Here is a 21,996-nt window from a genome sequence, read left to right on the forward strand (position 1 = left end):
CTACACCTCTCTCAATAATGAAATGACTATAATATAATACACCTATCCCTTCAAAACCGTGAGTTCACCCTATTTTTCTTCTTCAATTATCTGCTTTAAGAATCCTTTCAATTCTTCACCAATATCTTTCCGCTTCAAGGCAAAAGCCACATTGGCTTTTAAAAATCCAACCTTATCCCCTACTCCATAATACGTCCCTTGAAATTCATATGCATAAATTTTCTCTTTATTCAAAAGGCTTCGAATCGAATCAGTGAGCTGGATTTCTCCCCCTTTTCCTGGTGACACCTTATCAATTGCTTCGAATATTGATGGAGTTAAAATATATCTGCCAACAATCGCCAAATCGGAGGGAGCTTCGTCAGGATCGGGCTTTTCAATCAAATCCTCAACCTCAAATGTTCCTTCTCCCACTTCCATGCCCTGAATAACACCCCATTGAGAAATTTCCTCACGAGGAATACGAGTCACAGCCAGGATTATTCCTGGTCTTTTCCGGTACAAATCGATCATTTGCCGTAGTACCGGATCCGTTGTATCAATGATATCATCGGCTAATAAAACTGCAAAAGGTGCATCATTAATAAAACGTTTTGCCTGATAGATAGCATCTCCTAAGCCTCTTTGCAGCTTTTGACGGACATAAAATATCCGAATCATTTCCCCAATATCACGTACTTCCTGCAAAAGATCAAATTTTCCCTTGTTTTCCAATTCCAATTCCAATTCAACTGCGTAATCGAAGTAATCTTCTATGGCTCTTTTCCCTCGGCCAGTAACAAATAGAATGCTTTCTACTCCAGAATCGATGGCTTCTCTCACCACATATTGAACTGCCGGTTTATCGACAATCGGAAGCATCTCTTTCGGCTGAGATTTGGTTACCGGTAATAAACGGGTTCCATACCCAGCCACTGGGATCACTGCCTTGGATATTAATCTTTCCTTCATTGGTCACTCTCCTAACCAGTTTTTCCATTCTGTAAATCTATTTTCTTTCTTTCCTCTCCCCTGGTGGGAGAGGATTAAGGTGAGGGGGTCCTTGTACTTTCCTCAATTTTTTTATCTCAAAGCACCAAGCTTGGATCTTCATCTTAAGTTTTCACCCTCATCCTGACCTTCTCCCATTTTCTTTTCTTTCCTCTCCCCTGGTGGGAGAGGATTAAGGTGAGGGGGTCCTTGTACTTTCCTCAATCTTTATCTCAAAGCACCAAGCTTGAATCTTCATCTTAAGTTATCACCCTCATCCTGACCTTCTCCCATCAAGGGAGAAGGAATCTAAATCCGTCATTGCGAGGAACGAAGTGACGTAGCAATCTCATTTATTAAAATCAGTGAGCCGTGAAAAGTGAACCGTGAACCGGATGCAAAATAGAGCAATGATAAAAAAGCATTGTGAAATTTTTTGAAACTCTGAGGATCTCACCCACCTGTTCCGTCATCCTGAGGATTCGCTTTTCGAATCCGTGAGGATCTCATCCTTTAATTTTTTCTTTTTTTATTACTCTTCTTTTTCTCCCACTCGCCCCCTCGCGCCCTCTCCCCCTCTGCATTTCTTGCATTCTTTTAATGTAGCGACATGCCATGGCATGTCGAATCATGGTTTTCACCCATACCTCATTCCACTAAACTACATAAATATCATTCCACATTTCGGTATTCTGCCTTTAAAAGCACTATTATTATACCAAACCAGCCAAAAAGAGAAGAATAAACAGCGAGGAGTATAAAACTGTAGATCGTGAAAAGTGAGCCGTGAATCGAAAAAAATCGCAAAATGGAGAAACGTCTTTTATTGTCTAAATTTCTGAATTCCTTTTCAAAAATTCCGTTATTTCATTTTTAACTTCAACCGGTTTTCCTTCCAGGATTCTCATTTCCAAATCTCGGACAAACTGGACCAAATCATCCCATGGTAAAGAATCAGTGTTGTTAACAATTTTCAAAATTTTCTGATGGGCAGTATCTGAAACCTCTTCATTATCTTCCCATAGTTTTTCAATGATCTTTTCACCGGAACGGATACCGGTTACCTCGTATTGAACATCTTTTCCTAAATCATATCCCTGTATTTTACAAAATTCTTTCGCCATGTCTAATATGGGCACTAATTCACCCATCTTTAATACATAGGTTCCACCATTGTCACCCAATAGACTCGCTTCCAAAACTAAAGTGACCGCTTCTTGAGTGGTCATAAAATATCTTTTCATCGCCGGATCGGTAATAGTAAGGGGTTGATTCTTCTGTAATTGACTTTTCCAAACTTCTAAGACATTTCCACGGCTTCCCAACACATTTCCAAACCGGACGACCACCATCTTAGAGTCAAGCTTTAATTTTGCCGACGAAGAAATCAAAATTTCAGCCATTTTCTTGCTCAAACCCATCATATTCTCCGGTTCAACCGCTTTATCAGTAGAAATAACCACAAATTTCTCGATTTCTTCTCCCATAGCTTCAATGCAATTTAAAGTTCCAACTACATTGGTCAGGAAAGCTTCCTCATGGTTATCCTCCATAAGAGGAACATGTTTATAAGCCGCAGCATGATATATCAAATTGGGATGATACATTTTTACGATATTTTTTAACCTTCCCAAACACCGAATATCACCAACCAAAGGATGAACTTGAGTTAAATTACTAAGTTCATTATTGAGGTCAAAAATACCGGTTTCGTTGTTATCCAACAAAATGAGCTCAACTCCACTGATTGCTAATTGCCGGCTGATTTCACTTCCGATCGAACCACAGGCTCCGGTAATCAATATCCGTTTCCCGGAAAAGTAAGCGGCAACTTTCTGCAAATCAAAAAAAACTGGATCACGGGAAAGCAGATCTTCCATCTTAAATGGTCGCAAGATGTCAAATGAGATCTTTTTCCCAATTAATTCATAAATCCCTGGCATAACTAAAGTCTCAATGGCAAAAGGAGAAACTAAATCGTAAACCCTTTGAATGATTTTTCTTCCGGCACTGGGAATGGCCACAACAACCGTTTCAATATTTTTCTTCTTGACAATCTCAGGAAGTTTATCGATTTTTCCCAACACTCGGATCCCATGGAGATGTGAGTTGATCTTTCTGGCATCGTCATCAACAAAACCAACAACTCGATAACCCAGTTCAATATGTCGATTGATTTCCCGGTAGATTTTCTCTCCGGCATCACCAGCCCCAACTATCAAAGCTTTTTTGGTATCTTTTTTTAATAAATTAAGAGATCGCTCAGAATAATACCCAATAACAAAACGAGGGATTAACATAAAGCCAAAGCTAATTATTGGCATTAAAAGAAAAACTGAACGGGGAAAATTTCCACGAAAGAAAAGAAGCATACCAGCAATAAAAAAGGCGGTTTCTAAAAGAACAACTTTAATGAGTTGAATAATTTCCCGAAAGCTCGTGTATCTCCAAATCTGTCGGTAGGTTTGATAGTAGAAAATAAAAAATAAACCGAGAATACTATTAACAAGTGTCCCCCAAAAAAGCGCTTGCTGGTGACGGCTAATGACAGTATAGATGTTAAGATCCAGACGCAACCAAAACGCTATTATTGTGGCTAAGAAAAAAGCTAAAAAATCAATGATAAATTTTATTCTGGTCGAAAACATTCTTTCAGTCTGCCTCACAAGAAACTTTATTAATAGAATTAATAATTATTAAAACTCTTTAGGAGAGTAAAATAAAGCCCCTAAAACATTTTACTCTATAGGGGCGATAATGAATTTTCTCAACAGTTCTTATATTGTACCATCTTAAACACATTAACTCGTGATGAGTATAAAACCCTAAGTCATGAAGAGTGAATGGGAAAAGATACGTAGATGCTTTTCATTACAAATGGTACCTATTTAATTTTACACTTCTTGATTTCATCAGCTCAATCATTACCAAATTTGAACTTTATCTCATCTGACGCCGCAGACGTCATCCTGAGGATTCGTCTTTTGAATCCGTGAGAATCTCATCTGACACTGAAGGTGTCATCCTGAGGCTTCGCTTTTCGAAGCCGTGAGGATCTCATCTTTTCAGTTTTTTCTTTTATCCTTTAATTCTTTTTTCATTCTCTCCCTCGCCCTCTCGCGCCCTCTCCCCCTCTGCATTTATTGCGCCCTTTTAATGTAGCGACATGCCATGGCATGTCGAATCTTGGATTTTCACCCTCATCCTTTCCATCTCCCATTTTCTTTTCTTTCCTCTCCCCTGGTGGGAGAGGATTAAGGTGAGGGGGTCCTTGTACTTTCCTCAATCTTTGTCTTAGAGCATCAAGCTTGAATCTTCATCTTAAGTTATCACCCTCATCCTGACCTTCTCCCATTTTCTTTTCTTTCCTCTCCCCTGGTGGGAGAGGATTAAGGTGAGGGGGCTCTTGTACTTTCCTCAATCTTTGTCTTAGAGCATCAAGCTTGAATCTTCATCTTAAGTTATCACCCTCATCCTGACCTTCTCCCATCAAGGGAGAAGGAATTTAAATCCGTCATCGCGAGGAGCGAAGTGACGTAGCAATCTCATTTATTAAAATCAGTGAGCCGTGAAAAGTGAACCGTGAACCGGATACAAAATAGAGCAATGATAAAAAGGCATTGTGAAATTTTTTGAAACTCTGAGGATCTCACCCACCTGTTCCGTCATCCTGAGGATTCGCTTTGCGAATCCGTGAGGATCTCATTTTTTCAGTTTTTTTTACTTATTATTTTTCTTTTTCTCCCCCTCGCCCCCTCGCGCCCTCTCCCCCTCGGCACTTCTTTCATCCTTTTAATGTAGCGACATGCCATGGCATGTCGAATCATGATTTTCACCCTCATCCTGACCTTCTCCCATCAAGGGAGAAGGAATTTAAATCCGTCATTGCGAAGAACGAAGTGACGTTGTAACCTCTTAAGAACAATTCTTTTATTTTTTATTTTGTAAATAAAAACCCACAGGTTTGATAAATTATGCCCCTACCAAATCTCTAAAACAGTAGGGGCATAATTAATTACTTCCCAATTTAACCAAAAAAATAATCACAGAAATCCTTTTATACTTTCTTATACTGCTTCATCTTATCTAAGAATTCAACAAAAAAGGCCATAAATATGGCTAAAAATAGACCGGCTACTGCTGCCACTGCCAGAATAAGTTTAGCTGAAGTACCTGCCGTTGGTTCAGATGGTGGGATTGCTTGAGAAAGCAAAGTTACATTAGTATCTCCTGTCCAAGCTGAAATCAAGGTTTTTATTTCATTCAATTTTCTAAAAGATGTTTGATAGTTATTAAAATATACTTCATACTGTTTCTCAAGAGTTCCCAACTCTTTTTCAAGTTTAAGTAATTGTGTCTGCTTTTCTAAAATCTTCTTATGAAGGTTGTCAATGATTCCTGATTCCTGGAGTGTCTCTTTCCTTTTCAAATCACCAGCCAAGCAAATATCCAGATCAGCAAGTTTCTTGGATAGTTCTATGTAATTTTGGTTCAACTCCTGACTTATAATTGAAAAAGACATAGGTTCAATTGGTTTTTCGGCAGATAATAAATACTCCATAATAATCGGTTCGTTTATAATCGATTTTTTGATTTCAATAAATTGGCTTTCTTTTTCAAGACTTTCTTTGGTTTTTTGAATCTCAACTTCCTGGGCTTTAGCTATAAAATCTAAATCAACCAGTGTTTTTTGGTAATCAAGATATTGCTCGGTCAATTTATCCATCTCTTTTTGAATTACGATACGATCCATATTCTTTTCTTTTATCAATTCTATCTCTTGCGAAATCCAGTCAAGGTCTTTCCTGTCGGCATCCACTCGGATGGTTACCAGTTCAATTATCTTATTGAACTGATCTTGAATGGACTCATTTAATGCCTCCGTAAAAACAATTGCCCAGTTATTCGCTATTTCAGCTGCTCGTTCAGGATCTTTATCCTTAACCGTTAATCTCATCAGATAGGTTTTTTCAGAATATTCTGCTTTCAGCTTTTTACTCAAACTCTGAACAGTGTAATTTTCGGATGGCTCCAAATTTTCAATCAATTTTTCGATAATCATAAAACTTGTAGCTATTGTTATATAAGTTTCGTTGGTAAATTGGGGGTAGGGTAAAGTTGCATTCAGCAAATTTTCATAGGAATCATTCGATTGCACAATCCCTGTCAAGCTAAACGGATTCACCATTATGGTTGCAACTGCTTCATAGTCTTTGGAAGAATAACGCATATACCCGGCATAGAGAATTCCCAAGGCAAATACCAGTAAAAAAATTCCCCACATTAGTTTTTTCCGCCGGCTTAAAACTTCAAATAAATCATATAAAGACACTTCTTCTTCCATAAAACTCCTCCACAAGCTTCAATTTCACTAAATTCTCTGAAAATTTTTTCCTAATATTAAATTAAAAGAAATGATTGTATTAAAGACCAATAAATATGACTCTAATTATAATCAATATACTCCCTTTTTGCTTCTCATTACACTAATAGTTTTTAAAATTATGCTGATATCCAAGCTAAATGATAAATTTTTTAAGTAATACTCGTCGGCATCTACCTTTCCCTCCAAACTCAAATCCTCACCACCACTAATTATTGCCCATCCAGTCATACCTGGTCTTATTGTATGAATATTCCTCTTCGTTCTCATTTCAATAAGATCATATTGATTGAACAATGCTGGTCGAGGCCCAACTAAAGACATGTCTCCTTTAAGAATATTAATTATTTGCGGTATCTCATCGAAAGCATTTTTTCTTAATTTTTTACCAACTTCGGTCATATAGGTATCCATTCCATTTGGTGAGTTCTTTAATATTTCTTTAGCAACATTTGGAGTATCAATTCTCATCGTTCGAAACTTAAAAATCATAAACTCTTTATTACCTTTACCAATCCTTTTTTGTCTAAAGAATACTGGACCTGGTGAGTCTCGCTTTATTAAAATTGGAATGATAAGAAAAAAAGGAGATAAAACAATAATACCGATTAAAGAAACAACAAAATCGAATATTCTTTTAAATGGAAGGTAAAGTTTATTCTTATTCTCCATAACCATTATTTAATCTTTTTTTATTTTTTAGCTTTTATAAATTTAACAAATCCTTTTCTGATCGAATAATATTATTTATTCCCTAGATTAACAACCAATCGACAATACTTGACTACACAAATAATCTTTCTTTCTGTTCTTTATTATACCGCTCCACTTTATATTCAAGTATTTAAAGATTGCTTCTGACTTCTTCAAAATTAAGAAAGTTGAGGTAGCTCCCACCTAAGGATATAGCCAGAATTCCCATTTCAGAAGCTTTATAAATAATCGAATCGTCAAGACGGAAAGAAGCAATGCAGCCGACAAGTCGGTATTCCCGAATTTTAAACTCTGGAAGAAGTTCTTTGGCTTTCGGAAGAAGAACCTCGTAGAAATATTTAATATATTCAATTTTGTTATAGGAGCTTTTCACATCAATTATAAAAAGGTATTCACCTGCTCGGGCTACCACGTCAAACTCCCAGGAATTGCCTTCTTGGTCTTTTATTCTCCTTCGAACACCAATATCTTCAACAGAAAAATTAAAAGTTTTTTCAATTAGAAAAGGGAAACCAGGTGCAACGATATCTTTATCGATAGTACCCATTTTAATCGCTAATTCTTCCCATTTTCGGTTCATATCAGCTATAATATTATCCAATCGCTCCATATATACCTTCGTCTCATTTTTAAAGGTCGCCATCTTGTATTTGAAGACCTTCACCTCGTTCTTGAATACAGCCATTTCGTCAACAAACGCAGCAAAGCGAATATCCGTCTATTTCGACTGATAGACCATCTGCATTAATGTATTTTCTAAATCAGTCACTCTTTTTTCAACCGTTGTTCTCGCCATACTTAAAACCTCTCTACTTTATTCTTCTCATTTTATAAAATTTAAATTGATTTAACAATCTATCCGTCAGTTCAACTCTTTTTGCCCGAAAATACCGTGAACCGCTACTTTCGTTCTCACTTTCTATCATCCTACAAATACAATCAAATGAATTCCACCACTGAAGGGAGTTTGAATTTATTCCTGACCCGTCATTGCGAAAAATCCAACTGTTCTTTGTTTGGATGACATGGTAATCTCTATTTATTAGAATCAGTGAGTCGTGATGAGTGAGCCGTGAGCCGAATAGAAAAAAGTAGTGAAAAATGATGTTCCAAGGTTTCATTGTTTGATGTTTTGAAGGCATCATCTGACGCAACTGACGTCATCCTGAGCCCTCGCTTTTTGAGGGCGTGAGGATCTCATCCTTTGATTTTTTCTTCACTATAATCATTGCCAGCAGCTGTTATTGCATCCTGTCGATTAAATTCCAGAGCCTCCCTTAAGGTAACCTCTAATGTCTCTTTCAACTCCTTGTAAGTTTTTTCCTGGCAATTCACCCCAGGAACTTCCTCGATCCATCCTACCCACCAATCATCTTCTTTTTTAATAATAGCAGTATATTCATTCTTCATAGCTACAACCTCAATATATAATAAATTTCAGTTATTATATCAAATATTTACTTCCCAAAAGCCGTTATTTCTAAGAGTCTAATCGTCTTTTGGTTAGACGACGTGGCAATCTCATTTATTAAAATCAGTGAGCCGTGAAAAGTGAATCGTGAACCGAATAAAATAATAAAGTACTGACAAAAAGACATTGTGAGGTTTTTTGAAACTCTGAGGATCCCAGGACGACACCGCAGGCGTCATCCTGGGGCTTCGTCTTCCAAAGCCGTGAGGATCTCATCTGGACACCGCAGGCGTCATCCTGAGGATTCGCCATTCGAATCCGTGAGGATCTCATCCTTTATACCTGTTTTTTCCGTTATTATCTCAGGACAACCATTAAAGATATAAAAACACCCTCCTCTCCTCAAGTGGTATCCCTCCACGGAAGGGAATTGTTGAATTCATTCCATCATTGAGGAGATTCTGGGGGGTGTGCCTTCATTTCCTTATTCACCTTTAATCGTTCCTGTATTTATGAAATAGATTCGACATGCCATGGCATGTCGCTACATTATAAGAAGATCGGGCGCAACACATTGCGCCCCTCCATTTTATATTCTTTGGTAGGGGCTTGATTTATCATGCCCGTGTATTTTCAGGATAGACCCTCATGCTGCTTTGCAGCACCAGATGAGGATGAAAATGCCTTCCCAGGAATCGTTTCCCCCTTTAGCAAAGGGGGTAAGGGGGATTTGAGTTTTTTTCCTGCTCGGTCATTGCGAGGAGCGTCTTGTGCGACGTGGCAATCTCTACCATCCACTTAGTCATTCTGAGGAGTCCGGTGTTTTTGCCGGACGACGTAAGAATCTCATCATTTAAAGTATTTATGAAGAAAAAAAACTAAAAAGATGAGATCCTCACGCCCTCAAAAAGCGAGGGCTCAGGATGACCGATTAAAGGCACACCCCCCTTTATCCCCCCTCAATGGGGGAGTTTATAAGATGGTATCTTCAGGATAGACCCCAAAATTCCAAATTAGAATGAATTTGGTTTACAAAAGAGTCTTTAGCTCTCCGATTGATAATCGGGATTGACGAAGGATTGATTGGAGTGTACTTCGTGAAAGGTCTCGATTATGGTAGGGGATGGTCACAAGAAGATTTCCTTTTTTCATCTGAATATGGCTTTCCTTTGGTTCTTTCAATGCTAAAGCCGGCTTTCTTAAGAGCTCGAATGAGTTGTTGGGGACGTAGAGCAAGAAATTCAGACATGAACCTTTACATCAAGTGATATTTTGATATCAAAGACTTCGGTTACTTGATCCGGACTTTTCATTAGAGGACTTTCATTTTTAGGAACTGGTCGAAAAACCGGTAGACCATTCTCAATTGCTGATTCTAGATAGAGAGATACCGCTTCTATGAGGTTCGACTTGGCTTCTTCTGGGGTCAATCCTTCAGAAGCGACATCAATTTCGATACAAATCGAACTAAACTCATTATTTTCTTTTATAATGACACCAGTAAAAACAAATGTATTATTTTGCATCATTACGGCTCCATGTTGTTTTAGAAATATCTTTTATTATTATATCTTATTTAAAAAAATACAGAAATCTAATTGGTTCATCCAGTAGTCGTTGGCACTAAATTGCGTTCCCCCAATCTTTAAAAAATCTTTTATAGTGGCTTGATTGATCAAGACCGTAGATTTTCAGGATTGACGGTCATGACACTTTCATGGTACCAGATGAGGATGAAAATACTTACCCAGGAATCGTTTCCCCCTTTAGCAAAGGGGGTTAGGGGGATTTGATTTTTAACTGCTCAGTCATTGCGAGGAACGAAGTGACGTGGCAATCTCATTTATTAAAACCAGTGAACCGTTAGGAGTGAGCCGTGAACCGGATACAAAATAGAGCAATGATAAAAAGGCATTGTGAAATTTTTTGAAACTCTGAAAATCTCACCCACCTGTTCCGTCATCCTGAGGCTTCGTCTTACGAAGCCGTGAGGATCTCATCTGACACCGCAGGCGTCATCCTGAGGATTCGTCATTCGAATCCGTGAGGATCTCATCCTTTATACCTGTTTTTTCCGTTATTATCCCAGGATAACCATTAAAGACCGAAAGGCACCCCTCCACGGAGGGGAATTGTTGAATTTATTCCCCCATTGAGGGGGGTTAGGGGGGTGTGCCTTCATTTCCTTATTCACCTTTAATCGTTCCTGTATTTATGAAATAGATTCGACATGCCATGGCATGTCGCTACATTATATGAAGATCGGGCGCAATACATTGCGCCCCTCCATTTTATATTCTTTGGTAGGGGCTTGATTTATCATGCTCGTAAGTTTTCAGGATAAATCCTCATACCGAACAGAGATACCAGGTGAAGGTGGAAAGATCGAAGAGAAGAGGATACAAGAGAATAAGAAAAATATAAAAGGATGAGATCCTCACGCGGGAAAACACCGCTCAGGATGACGATAACGTAAAACGACGCTATATTTTCAGGATAAACCTTCATGCCACTTTTGTGACACCAGATGAGGATGAAAATCCAAATTCGACATGCCATGGCATGTCGCTACATTAATTGGATGTAAAAAAGTTCAAGGGGAGAGGAAAAAATTTAATAAGGTGAAAATGGGAATAACGGTTCACGGTTCACGAAATTATGGTTCTAACCGATTAATACCATCTACTTTATCAAAATCACCATCATAGGAATAAATTTCACATTTCTTTTGAGTAATCATTTGAGCAGCAACGAAGGCGTCAGTCCAATCAATGTTTTTTTCAACATAAAGTTGAAAAGCTAATTTAGAAATTTTCTTGTTATTGTGGCGGAGACCTTTTAATTCCAGGATAGGAATAAGTAACTCTTGGATTCTTTGTTTTGGTTGTTTATAGAATTTCTCAAGAGTCCATACAATGCCAGCAAGGACTAAATCAGGAAGCCAAACCTCTTCCGAACCAGATTCAATACATTTTAACAATTTTGTACAATGATCAGCTTGTTTTGGAATATCATTGGTTAAAAAACGGAGAATAATATTGGCATCAATGATGGGTATTTCTTTCATTGGCGAGCTCTTTCATTGCTTGGTGACGAACGACTTTAAAATCCTGTGGTTCACTTACCTGAATGGTTCCCCTTAATGCCTCAATCCCATTTTCAACTGGGACAATTCGAATGCAATCCTCTTCAAGAACGAACCGTACTCGAACACCGGGTTGAATATTTAAATGCTTTCTTGCTTCAATTGGAAGGGTAATTTGCCCCTTGCTTGAAACCTTAGAGCCTTTCATTCTTTACCTCTCTATTTAGAATTTACTTTATAATAATTATAAATCAATAATAATATAAGTAAACCTTCTCATAATATGTAATGAATTTACTTCTCCCACTCTCCCCCTCGTCTTTTAAAAATCCCTTCCCTCTAAATATGTATCCTGCATAACATCTTTTAATTTTGTTATAATAAAAACATGAAAAAGATAAGAGACATTTGTCAAAAATATAATATTGCTTTAGTCTATTTATTTGGCTCGCAGAAAGAAAATTCATTAAATATCCTCAATGAAGAAAAAGTCGATATCAAAGATCCTTTAGCTGATATCGATGTTGGAATTGTATTTTCTCAAGATATTGAAAGTATTCCGGATAGACACAAAGTCTACTCGAACATATATAATGACTTTGAAGACTTATTTCTACCCTATCATTTAGATTTGGTTTTTCTTCAAGAATGCCATTCGGTTTTCCAATCCGAGGCTCTTTTGGGAATTTGCGTTTATAGTATTTCCGAAGAATTTAAAGACGAATATGAAATGATGGTTTTAAGAAGAGCTGCTGACTTTAAATATGTCTTAGACAAATATGCTGAAGATGCTTTAGAAAAATATTAAGGATGGAATGAGTTTTGATCAACAAACAATTTATTAATGAAAGATTACTTTTAATCAATTCTTTCCTCAAAGAACTCCAAGATTTAGCTACCTTGGATAAAAATTCTTTCCTATCACAAAAGAGAAATGTAGCTGCAGCTGAAAGCTTCCTTCGAAGAACCTTAGAAGCGATATTTGACATAGGACGCCATATTTTAGCCAAAACTGATCATATAGACTTGTCTATAGAATATAAATCTATTGCGAGAGGACTCATAGAAATTGGTACTGTTGATAATAAATTAGGGGAAATATTAACACAAATGGCAGGCTATAGAAACCGTTTAGTCCATATGTATAACATCATTAGTGATGAAGAATTATACCAGGTCATTCAATCGAACACGAAGGATATAGAAAATTTTGTTTCTAAAATAAAAAAATACTTGGATACTCTTAAAAATGAAAATTAGATAGCTATCAACTATGAAATAATGATCTTCTACTTGATTTAGTAAAGACTTGGCGAATATAACCATCTAATAAGTCAAGGTTAAAAACCAGATCACTATTCAATCACCACAATTTTTCCATTCTTTCCTCGTTGTTACTTTTTCATTAAACCTTATTCTTTTCAGTTAGTTCTATAGACTCTTCAAATCCTACCTTACAATAATTCCAATCATAATGTTGGGATAGGTTTTTATCATAAATAAGATTACCAAATATTTTATTCACCATTGGAAACGTGTTCTTTCCAGCTCTCAGTAACCCACCTAAAGCTTTTGATACTAATATTTTCTTTCCATAAAAATGAGCAATTATTTTTGCCATGTTTAATGTATCCACATATTCCTTATTTTGTGGGAAAAATAATCCTTTATCCTGGTGATCAACTAAAAGTCTTATAAATTCAGTAAGGTTATTAATAAATATCATGCTCCTTTGGTTTTTGAGATCGGGTAAAATTCTTATCCTCCTTGCATATTTTCTTAAAAATCCATAATTACCAGGACAATTTGGTCCATATACCATCGGGGCTCGAATAATAGCAATAGAAAAATGATAATCTCCTAATTTATTTATTTCATTTTCAGCTTCAAGCTTGCTTCTACCATAAAAAGAATTTGGATTGCAGGGTGTATTTTTGTTTATAATTACTTGTTCGTCAATTTTTCCTTCATGTCCATATACCGCCATGCTGCTCATGAAAATAAATTGCTTAACACCTGACTTTTTGGCTTTTTTTGCCACCTCTACTGCAAGATCTCTATTTACCGAAAAATAACTATTTTCCATATCTAGTTTTTCTTTTTGATGAACAATTCCCGCAACATGAAACACTTTATCGTAAAGAGAAAAATCATAATTTTCCCAATTATCATTTATCAGGCAGATTGTATCTACCTGATAGACATCAGGCCATTGATTTAACCATTTCTCAAAACTCATCCCTATATAACTGTTTTTGCCAGTTATAAGGATTTTCATAAAAACCTCCTATTTTAAGCAAAAGAAAAAAACTAAATTTTAAAAAAATTTTTTAACAGAGATATGGATAAAACTTATCAAATACCCTTATTAAATTCTTTTTTATACCATTAAACTTTTATCTATTATTCCATAATTTTTTTAATCCATAGCTTTTATGAAATTCCAAACTTCTTTTAATTTTATTTTCATGAATAATTTCAGTTACTTCCCTAAATCCTGAATAATTCTTAAATAAAAGCAGTTCCCCCCTGTTCATCAGTTTCTTTCTATATTTCTTTTAAAATACTGTTAACGGGATTGATCGTTTAAACTCTCATTACTCGGCATCGTCCTTTAGGTTTCCTTTTTAATGTATAAAAAAATTAAGACCTTAAAATTAGAAAACAAACGAGTACACAAAATTTAAGAATCAGGGGCTAACTTCAGATGCTACTGTTTTTACTGCTTCAACAACCACCGAGAGTTCCTCATCTGTAAGCAATGGTTCTATCGGCAAGCTCAATACTTGCTGAGTTGCTTGTTCGGTAGCCTCCAAAGGATAAGGAATGCGACACTTTCCTTCAAAAACCTTCATTTGACTTAGGGGAATAGAATAATAAATCATGGTTTGTACGCCCTTGTCTGACAGCATTTTTTTGAAGGTATCTCTATTTTGTGTCCTTATAGTAAACTGGTTATAAACGTGATAGGCTTTTTCGGATTCTTTGGGGAGTAGTATCTTTGAACAATCGGATAAATGGGATTGATAATATTTAGCGATTCTTCTCCGTTTCTCGTTCATTTCGTCAACGTATTTCATTTTTGCCAATAAGAGCGCTGCCTGCATAGTATCTAAACGGCTATTGTAGCCAAGATGTTCAACATTGTATTTATCTTTCCCTCCGTGTTTGCGGAGCATTTGGATAATATCGTAAAGTATGGGATTGTTGGTCGCGATCATCCCACCATCACCGAATCCACCTAAATTTTTGGTGGGGAAAAAGCTGAAAGCGCCACAATCTCCCAGGGAACCGCTTTGCTTCCCGTCCCAGCGGGCTCCAAAACTCTGTGCGCAATCCTCAACCACAAAGAGGTTATATTTTCTCGCACACTCCATGATTGCGTCCATATTCGTCGGATACCCATAGAGGTGAACAGGAACGATACCAACTACTTTTTCTCCATGTTGACCTAAATAGCGTTCTACTTGCTCAGTATCGAGACAATAATTATCTAGATTGATATCCAGGAATACTGGAGTGGCTCCAGAGCGAAGTATCGAGGTACCGGTCGCTGTAAAGGTAAAAGCTGGGGTTAGGATTTCATCACTTTTTTCAAAATATTCAATTCCTTTTCTTTGAATCGCCAAGGCACGCAGAGACAAAACTAAGGCATCAGTTCCAGAGGCTACCCCTACAGCATTGTTCACTCCTAAATAGTCAGTGACCTTTGCTTCCAATTCTTTCACTTCAGGGCCTAAAATCCACTGTTGGTGCGATAAGGCCTGAGCCAGCGCACCGTCGATCGCTTCTTTCATGTATTGGTATTCTCTATTGAGATCTAATAAAGGGATGCTCATCCTTTAACTCCTTTCCGTTTCCGGTCTTACAGCGCCATTTTCTAGCCGGTAACGTTGCCCACACTCCGGACATACCAGTGTATTTCCATCATCCTCTCTCAATCTCACCCCACATCGGCACATCCAACCAATTTGACGAGCGGGGTTTCCCACCACCAGAGCATAATCGGGGATGTCTCGGATCACGACTGTCCCTGCGCCCACAAAGGAATATTGGCCTAGTGTCACCCCACACACGATGGTGGCATTAGCTCCAATTGAAGCACCCCTTTTCACCAAGGTTTTACGGTATTCGTGTTTACGCTCAATAAAAGCACGGGGGTTGATTACATTGGTGAAAACCATGGAAGGACCACAAAAGACCTCGTCTTCCAGGGTAACATCTTTGTAAATAGAAACGTTGTTTTGAATTTTACACCCATTACCGATGGTAACATCAGGGCCAATTACCACGTTTTGCCCAATTACACAGTTTTTACCTATACTCGTGTTTTTGAGAATATGAGAAAAGTGCCAAATTTTTGTCCCTTCCCCAATCTGGACGTTTTCATCAATAAATGATGATGAATGAACAAAATACGGTGTTTGTTCTCTTTTACCTTCTGACTCTTCCACGTTTTCCTCCTTCAGGGCTCTTTGAGCGGCAATAAGCGTTTTCAGTACCCGTAGTCCTTCCTTACCGTTGGTCAAAGGAGTCTTTCTTTGTTGAACACACTCTAAAAAATGAATACACTCGTTACGTAAGGGTTCGCTGTCATCCAGCTCCACTATAGTTTTTTTTGCAAAAGAAAACGGTCGGTTGACCATTTCTTTCAAAGGGCTACCATATTCATACCATACGAGCTTTTCATTCTTTTGCAGATCATCAAACAATAGCATCCCCTGACTTCCCACTAAGGTAATCCGTCGTTCCTTGAGCGGACTAAGCCAGCTCGTATAGATATGGGCTTTTCTATGGTCCCCGAAATCCAGGGTAACCATGACCTGATCCTCAACTCCCGGCTGGATAAAGTCTCCTCCAGCAGCATAGATTTCTGTTGGCTCAGAATTGAAGAAAGCCAGATGGAGTGAGATATCGTGCGGTGCCAAGCTGAACAAGGCATTTTCATGCCGGCGAATGATCCCCAGGTTCAGTCGGTGGGAAGAGACATACCACAGATCACCAATCGCCCCTTCTTGCAATAACTCCTTGATTTTCATCACCGCTGGGTGATAGTGAAGGAGATGACCAACCATCAAAATTCTCTTCTTGTTACTGGAAAGCTCCACAAGTTCCTTTGCCTCATCCACCTTGAGAGTCATAGGTTTTTCCACATAGAGGTCTTTATTCCATTTCAGACATTCTTTTGCCAATTCATAATGGCTTTCTGGCGGCGTTGCAACCACCACGCAATGGATAGCCGGATCACGTAAAATCTCTTCAAAGGATGCGGTAACATTTAAACCTGGATACTTATTCCTTAAATCTTCACCAATAATCGGGTCTTTCTCGCAAACCGATCGCAATACTCCCAGTTCATGAAAAACTCTCACCAAATTTTTTCCCCAGTACCCGGCTCCAACCACCGAGATTTGTATGTTTTCACTCATCCAATTCTTCCTTTCTGCTTCATACTCAAAGCCCTTTTAAAGTGATATCTCCGGTTAATGCGGGAAATCCCCATAATATTTCAAGAATATATCGCGAAGTTTTTCCATCACCGTAGAGTTGTGGGCGTATCTCTAATCTATCTTTCTTTAAAACTGCATTCGAAATAGCCTGTGGATCAGTCCCAACAAGGACATTCCATCCCATCTCTACCGTTTCTACCCACTCTGTCTCACTTCGCAAGGTGATACAGGGCGTTCCCAATATATACGCCTCTTTTTGCAAACCACCTGAATCGGTCAATACCGCTCTGGCGTTTTTGACCAATACCAGCATATCAAAATAGCTAACTGGGTCTATACATTTAATGTTATCGGCTGAAATTAACTCCCGGTTTATCTGTTCCATTAATTTCTTCGTACGGGGATGAATAGGGAAAATGACTGGTTTCCACTTACTAACCTGAGCTAAGCCTTTCAAGATGTTTATAAAATTCTCAGGATTATCGGTATTTTCTGCTCGGTGTACGGTAACAACATAGTAGGAATCGGGATCAAGCCCGAGTGAAGGAAGGATAGTCGATTCTCTACCTGCAATGTCTAGACTCATATTCAGAACCTCGTACATCAGATCACCAACCATAGCACACCATTGGACCGATCTTTCTTCTCCAGTTTTCACCCATCGAGCATTTTCTAATATTAAACGGCCTTTCATTCCTTCCCTACTCAGGTTATCCATTCCAGCCTTGGTTGGACAAAAAAGGACTGTGGAACAATGATCTGTGAGTACTCGATTAATCTCCTCCGGCATTGTACGGTTAAAACTTCTTAAACCGGCTTCGATATGGGCTACAGGGATATGGAGCTTCACTGCCGCCATTGCTCCGCCAAGAGTTGAATTAGTATCTCCATAGACCAACACCCAGTCAGGTTTTTCTTTTAGAAGCACCGGTTCAATATTTTTCACCATTTCAGCAGTCTGCCAGCCATGAGTTCCCGATCCAATCTCAAGATTCCAATCAGGCTCTGGAATGCCCAGTTGATCAAAAAAAATCTTGGACATCCGATAATCATAATGCTGACCGGTATGGAGAACGACATGGTCAACGCCGGGGTATTCCCGGAACCTTTGACACAGCGGGGCAAGTTTCACAAACTGTGGCCTCGCCCCAACAACTGATAAAAGTTTCATTATATACCTTCCTAGTATTAGTTGAGAGTTGAGTGTTTAGGGTTTAGGGTTGATTAAAATTTTAATATCAACAGTAAAGCTGTTTAGGGTTTAGAAATTATACACCAAAGGCCATCCCTCAACACTCAACTGCCTTTTTGCTCTCAACTGCAAAAGCTGTTTAGGGTTTAGAGTTTAGAGTTGATAAAATATTATATCAACTGTCCACGGCTTTCGCGTGATTGTGTAACGCGCTAAGGCGGGGTGCGATGGCATCTATACAACTCCTCAGGGATATATACTCTTCTTCGGAAATGAAATCAAGTTCTTGAGCAATTATCAACTGCGATAGTACTTCCATCAGAGAACCGCAGAAGCTGTTTAGGGTTTAGGGTTTAGGGTTTGGAACTATACATTAACAGCAAAACGTTTTTTCTCCCTCAACTGTTTTTAGCCTTATTTTTTTCTTCTCTAAACCCTAAACTCTCCACCCTCAACTGCTTTTTCAGCTCTCAACCCTCAACCGCCCTTTTCTCTCAATCCTCAACTGCTCTTTTAGCCCTCAACTTCCTTTCCTCCCTCAACTCTCAACGCTAAACTCTCAACTGCTCTCCTCACGCTTTTACCACATTCCCTCCATCTACCACATTCCTGGTATCTACAATGAGTCGGGCGTGTTTCTGAATCCAAGAAAAATCATAGGAAGAATGGGCAGTGAGGATGACGACACAATCATATTGACTTAAATTTGCCTCGGTAAGGGGTACTGATGAAAGGGGGAAATGAAATTTTCTTAAAGATGGGAAGGTTGGAAAATAGGGGTCATTATAATCAACCTGGGCTCCCTTTTTCACAAGAAGGTCAATCACCCTTAAAGAAGGCGATTCCCGTAAATCGTCCACATCCTTTTTATACGAGAGGCCTAAAACAAGGATACGAGAACCTTTCAGACTTTTTTCTCGTTCATTAAGAGCATCTGCAACCCTGGAAACCACGTAATCAGGCATTGAATTATTAATCTCACCAGCTAACTCAATAAACCGAGTAGAGAAATCAAACTCCTTTGCTTTCCAGGTAAGATAAAAAGGATCTACCGGGATACAGTGCCCCCCGATTCCAGGACCGGGATAAAAAGCCTGAAACCCAAAAGGTTTGGTCGCTGCTGCGTCAATCACTTCCCAGATATCAATTCCCATGCGTGATAAAAGAACCTTTAGCTCATTAACCAGAGCAATATTCACTGCTCGATAAGTATTTTCCAAGATTTTTGCCGCTTCCGCCACTTCTGGGGAAGAAACCGGTATAACTCGATCCACTATTGGCGAGTATAGCTCCACTCCTCGACGGAGACAGTTTTCAGTCATCCCGCTGACAATCTTTGGTATAGTTTTTAAAGTATGGATTTCATTACCGGGATCTTCCCGCTCTGGAGAATAAACCAAATAAAAATTTTTTCCCACTTCCAACCCACTCTTCTCAAGAATGGGTAACACCACTTCTCGGGTGGTTCCAGGGTAAGTGCTCGATTCCAGTGACACTAATTGTCCCTTTCGCAGGTATTTCGCAACGGTTTCTGCTGTGCTTTCCACGAAGACCAAATCTGGCTCCCGACGTTCAGTAATCGGCGTTGGAACGCAAATAATTAGCGCATCTGGTTCTCCTAAGCGGGACATATCGTCGGTTGCTTCAAATGAAGATAATGATGAAATTGTTTCTTCGGCAATATGTGAAATGTAAGACTTCCCATTCTGTAAAGCCCGAACTTTTTCTCTATCAATATCAAATCCAATAACTTTTTTTCCTACCTGGCAAAATCGAATTACCAGCGGCAACCCCACATAGCCAAGACCAATGATACCAACTCGTTCGTGCATAAATTTTCTCCCTTGTCTTTAGAATACCCAGCGATCAGCTCACTAAAGCAGTTTAGGGTTTAGGGTTAAGTGTTTAGGGTTGATGAAAATTTAATTACCAACAGTCAGACACCTTTTCTCCCTCAACTGTTTTTAGCCTTATTTTTTTCTTCTCTAAACCCTAAACTCTCCACCCTCAACTGCTAAAGATGTTTAGGGTTAAGTGTTTAGGGTTCTAAAACTATACATCAACAGTAAAACGCTTTTCCTCCCTCAACACTAAACTCTCAACACTCAACCGTTCTTTCAGCTCTCCATTTCTCCTTCATCTTGTAGTACTCGCAGGTAAAGTGCGTTACTTACATGAAAACCAGCTATATCACGTAACGTTGTCAAAATAGGTTTGACAGCACGAATAATCCTCTTATGTTTTGCTTCAATGAGTATTCCAATAAGCCCTGTATAATGCAATCCAAAGTAACGGGCAGTTTCCCGCCCCATGTGTTCATCCATCAGAAGTAACTCGGCTTTTATTTCCAATGCCAAAGCAATAGCTTCAGACTCTCCGGAATCAAGGTCCTGCTGCAATGCTTGAACTAGTTCTTTGTTGGTGACATTGAGCATTGTGATCCAGGAAGCTCGCTTGATAGCATCCGCCCCCGCCTGCCCTTCCCCCTCAACAACTACCTCTTTCCATACTGCCTCAGGAACGATGAGTTCACCATACAATTGGTGAAGTAAGTCAAGTTTTCCAATTCTCGACAAATTGATAAGCACAGAAGAGTTGCTGACAATGCTCACAGCCGACCAAGTTCCTCCAACGTTTCAAGGTCTTCCTCATAGTCTTTAAGGTCATAATGTACGGGAATACCTCTACTGCCTAGTAGCTGTTGGAAAGCCCAAGCAGTCATAGCAGCCATCTCCCGAGCTTTGCCAAAAGAAAGCTTGCTTTGCTGGAAAAGATAGACAGCCAGTTCGCGTTTCAGTTCTTGCGGAGTCATCCGAGTAGCATGGACAACTTCACTAGGTATTTCAATAGAAACCACAGAAGACGCTTTCAATCTCCACCCTCCGTTCTTCTCTTATAATATTGGCTTTCTTAAGATTTTCTATTATGCTCTCCGTTTAGCCTTAATGCAATTATAACAAGATACAAATAGCCAATCAACGGAATTTTAAGCAGGTGTTTTCCCGCACTATACTGACCTTTTCTCTGTCAACCACTAAAGCTGTTTAGGGTTTAGAGTTTAGGGTTGATAAAATATTATATCAACTGTCTGACATCTTTCTTCCTTCAACACTCATCGCTCAACTCTCAACCAGTAAAGCTGTTTAGGGTTTAGGGTTTAGGGTTTAGGGTTTAGGGTTTAGGGTTTAGGGTTTAGAAATTATACACCAAAGGTCATCCCTCAACACTCAACTGCCTTTCTTCCCTCAACTTTCAACTGCCTTTTTGCTCTCAGCCGCCTTTTCCCCCTCAACACTAAACACTCAACTCTCAACTGTCTTTCTCCCCCAACTCTCCACTCTCAACTGCTAAAGCTGTTTAGTGTTTAGGGTTGATAAAATTTCAACTGTCCACGGCTTTCGCGTGATTGTATAACGCGCTAAGGCGGGGAGCGATGGTGTCTATGCGACTCCTCAAGGATATATACTCTTCTTCGGTAATGAAATTAAGTTCTTGAGCAATTATCAACTGTGAAAGAACTTCCATCAGTGAGCTATAAGCCATATGATAAAAATGCCCCTGATCCTTGCTGCTTTTCCGGGAAGCACCTTCGGCGATGTTAGAGGAAACCGACAAAGCAGCTCGATTGAGCTGCGATACTAACCCATACTTTTCCTCAGAGGGAAATTTCTTTGTACAAAAATACACCTCTTTCACCAAATCCTTCGCTTGCTGCCATACCTCTAGTTTCTCAAAAGGGTATTTATGATATTCTCTGTTTTGCATCGCCAGTCGCTTTTTCTCCCCCACTGC

General features: G+C 38.8%; 22 protein-coding genes. 2 read left to right on the forward strand and 20 right to left on the reverse strand.

The window, feature by feature from the left end; translation table 11 throughout:
- Window positions 1–69 precede the first annotated feature (69 nt).
- The 11 genes from galU to RT761_RS02480 form a co-directional block, all read right to left on the reverse strand.
- Complete coding sequence (galU, locus tag RT761_RS02430) at window positions 70–951, reverse strand: UTP--glucose-1-phosphate uridylyltransferase GalU (RefSeq protein WP_218112500.1); 882 nt, start codon at window positions 949–951, stop codon at window positions 70–72.
- Window positions 952–1,799: 848 nt separating this feature from the next.
- Window positions 1,800–3,617, reverse strand: coding sequence for a nucleoside-diphosphate sugar epimerase/dehydratase (locus tag RT761_RS02435; RefSeq protein WP_218112501.1), 1,818 nt, complete (start codon window positions 3,615–3,617; stop codon window positions 1,800–1,802).
- Window positions 3,618–5,026: 1,409 nt separating this feature from the next.
- A complete protein-coding gene (locus RT761_RS02440) occupies window positions 5,027–6,313 on the reverse strand; it encodes a GumC family protein (RefSeq protein WP_218112502.1) in 1,287 nt (428 codons plus the stop codon).
- A gap of 111 nt (window positions 6,314–6,424) precedes the next feature.
- Window positions 6,425–7,030 (reverse strand): sugar transferase, encoded by a 606-nt coding sequence (locus tag RT761_RS02445; protein ID WP_246465212.1) that lies wholly within the window; start codon window positions 7,028–7,030, stop codon window positions 6,425–6,427.
- A 166-nt stretch (window positions 7,031–7,196) separates the two neighbouring features.
- Window positions 7,197–7,709 carry a hypothetical protein gene (locus tag RT761_RS02450; protein WP_218112503.1) on the reverse strand — a complete coding sequence of 171 codons (513 nt, stop codon included), beginning with the start codon at window positions 7,707–7,709 and terminating at the stop codon, window positions 7,197–7,199.
- 554 nt (window positions 7,710–8,263) lie between these two features.
- On the reverse strand, window positions 8,264–8,476 hold the full coding sequence (locus tag RT761_RS02455; RefSeq protein WP_218112504.1) for a type II toxin-antitoxin system HicB family antitoxin: 213 nt from the start codon (window positions 8,474–8,476) through the stop codon (window positions 8,264–8,266).
- A gap of 1,030 nt (window positions 8,477–9,506) precedes the next feature.
- A complete protein-coding gene (locus tag RT761_RS14260) occupies window positions 9,507–9,629 on the reverse strand; it encodes a type II toxin-antitoxin system HicA family toxin (RefSeq protein WP_218112505.1) in 123 nt (40 codons plus the stop codon).
- Entirely contained in the window at window positions 9,589–9,726 is a 138-nt protein-coding gene (locus RT761_RS02465) for a type II toxin-antitoxin system HicA family toxin (RefSeq protein WP_218113430.1), read from the reverse strand. Before RT761_RS02465 ends, RT761_RS14260 begins: the two co-directional genes overlap by 41 nt.
- Window positions 9,719–10,006 (reverse strand): type II toxin-antitoxin system HicB family antitoxin, encoded by a 288-nt coding sequence (locus tag RT761_RS02470; protein WP_218112506.1) that lies wholly within the window; start codon window positions 10,004–10,006, stop codon window positions 9,719–9,721. The genes RT761_RS02465 and RT761_RS02470 overlap by 8 nt, the downstream gene beginning before the upstream one ends.
- Before the next feature lie 1,127 nt (window positions 10,007–11,133).
- A complete protein-coding gene (locus tag RT761_RS02475) occupies window positions 11,134–11,544 on the reverse strand; it encodes a type II toxin-antitoxin system VapC family toxin (RefSeq protein WP_218112507.1) in 411 nt (136 codons plus the stop codon).
- On the reverse strand, window positions 11,522–11,770 hold the full coding sequence (locus RT761_RS02480; protein WP_218112508.1) for an AbrB/MazE/SpoVT family DNA-binding domain-containing protein: 249 nt from the start codon (window positions 11,768–11,770) through the stop codon (window positions 11,522–11,524). Before RT761_RS02480 ends, RT761_RS02475 begins: the two co-directional genes overlap by 23 nt.
- A gap of 180 nt (window positions 11,771–11,950) precedes the next feature.
- On the opposite strand from RT761_RS02480, the gene RT761_RS02485 reads away from it, so the two are divergent.
- Both RT761_RS02485 and hepT read left to right on the forward strand, forming a co-directional pair.
- Window positions 11,951–12,370, forward strand: coding sequence for a nucleotidyltransferase domain-containing protein (locus RT761_RS02485; RefSeq protein ID WP_218112509.1), 420 nt, complete (start codon window positions 11,951–11,953; stop codon window positions 12,368–12,370).
- Window positions 12,371–12,384: 14 nt separating this feature from the next.
- The gene (hepT, locus tag RT761_RS02490) at window positions 12,385–12,822 is read left to right on the forward strand and encodes a type VII toxin-antitoxin system HepT family RNase toxin (protein ID WP_218112510.1); all 438 of its coding nucleotides are present in this window, start codon (window positions 12,385–12,387) and stop codon (window positions 12,820–12,822) included.
- A gap of 145 nt (window positions 12,823–12,967) precedes the next feature.
- Here the strand turns inward: hepT and RT761_RS02495 are convergent, their stop codons facing one another.
- The 9 genes from RT761_RS02495 to RT761_RS02535 all read right to left on the reverse strand — a co-directional run bounded on the left by RT761_RS02495 (window position 12,968) and on the right by RT761_RS02535 (window position 21,969).
- Complete coding sequence (locus tag RT761_RS02495) at window positions 12,968–13,840, reverse strand: NAD-dependent epimerase/dehydratase family protein (RefSeq protein WP_218112511.1); 873 nt, start codon at window positions 13,838–13,840, stop codon at window positions 12,968–12,970.
- 412 nt (window positions 13,841–14,252) lie between these two features.
- The gene (locus tag RT761_RS02500) at window positions 14,253–15,401 is read right to left on the reverse strand and encodes a DegT/DnrJ/EryC1/StrS family aminotransferase (protein WP_218112512.1); all 1,149 of its coding nucleotides are present in this window, start codon (window positions 15,399–15,401) and stop codon (window positions 14,253–14,255) included.
- Window positions 15,402–15,404: 3 nt separating this feature from the next.
- On the reverse strand, window positions 15,405–16,991 hold the full coding sequence (locus RT761_RS14155; protein ID WP_218112513.1) for a Gfo/Idh/MocA family oxidoreductase: 1,587 nt from the start codon (window positions 16,989–16,991) through the stop codon (window positions 15,405–15,407).
- A 25-nt stretch (window positions 16,992–17,016) separates the two neighbouring features.
- On the reverse strand, window positions 17,017–18,183 hold the full coding sequence (gene wecB / locus RT761_RS02510) for a non-hydrolyzing UDP-N-acetylglucosamine 2-epimerase (RefSeq protein WP_218112514.1): 1,167 nt from the start codon (window positions 18,181–18,183) through the stop codon (window positions 17,017–17,019).
- A 196-nt stretch (window positions 18,184–18,379) separates the two neighbouring features.
- Window positions 18,380–18,523 carry a four helix bundle protein gene (locus RT761_RS14265; RefSeq protein WP_425491249.1) on the reverse strand — a complete coding sequence of 48 codons (144 nt, stop codon included), beginning with the start codon at window positions 18,521–18,523 and terminating at the stop codon, window positions 18,380–18,382.
- A gap of 253 nt (window positions 18,524–18,776) precedes the next feature.
- Window positions 18,777–20,036, reverse strand: coding sequence for a nucleotide sugar dehydrogenase (locus tag RT761_RS02520; RefSeq protein ID WP_218112516.1), 1,260 nt, complete (start codon window positions 20,034–20,036; stop codon window positions 18,777–18,779).
- A 285-nt stretch (window positions 20,037–20,321) separates the two neighbouring features.
- A complete protein-coding gene (locus RT761_RS02525) occupies window positions 20,322–20,816 on the reverse strand; it encodes a PIN domain-containing protein (RefSeq protein ID WP_218112517.1) in 495 nt (164 codons plus the stop codon).
- Window positions 20,813–21,076, reverse strand: coding sequence for a UPF0175 family protein (locus RT761_RS02530; protein ID WP_218112518.1), 264 nt, complete (start codon window positions 21,074–21,076; stop codon window positions 20,813–20,815). The genes RT761_RS02525 and RT761_RS02530 overlap by 4 nt, the downstream gene beginning before the upstream one ends.
- Window positions 21,077–21,585: 509 nt before the next feature.
- Window positions 21,586–21,969 carry a four helix bundle protein gene (locus RT761_RS02535; protein WP_218112519.1) on the reverse strand — a complete coding sequence of 128 codons (384 nt, stop codon included), beginning with the start codon at window positions 21,967–21,969 and terminating at the stop codon, window positions 21,586–21,588.
- Window positions 21,970–21,996: the final 27 nt, after the last annotated feature.

Origin of the sequence: Atribacter laminatus, from assembly GCF_015775515.1 — a bacterium.
Taxonomy (GTDB): Bacteria; Atribacterota; Atribacteria; order Atribacterales; family Atribacteraceae; genus Atribacter; species Atribacter laminatus.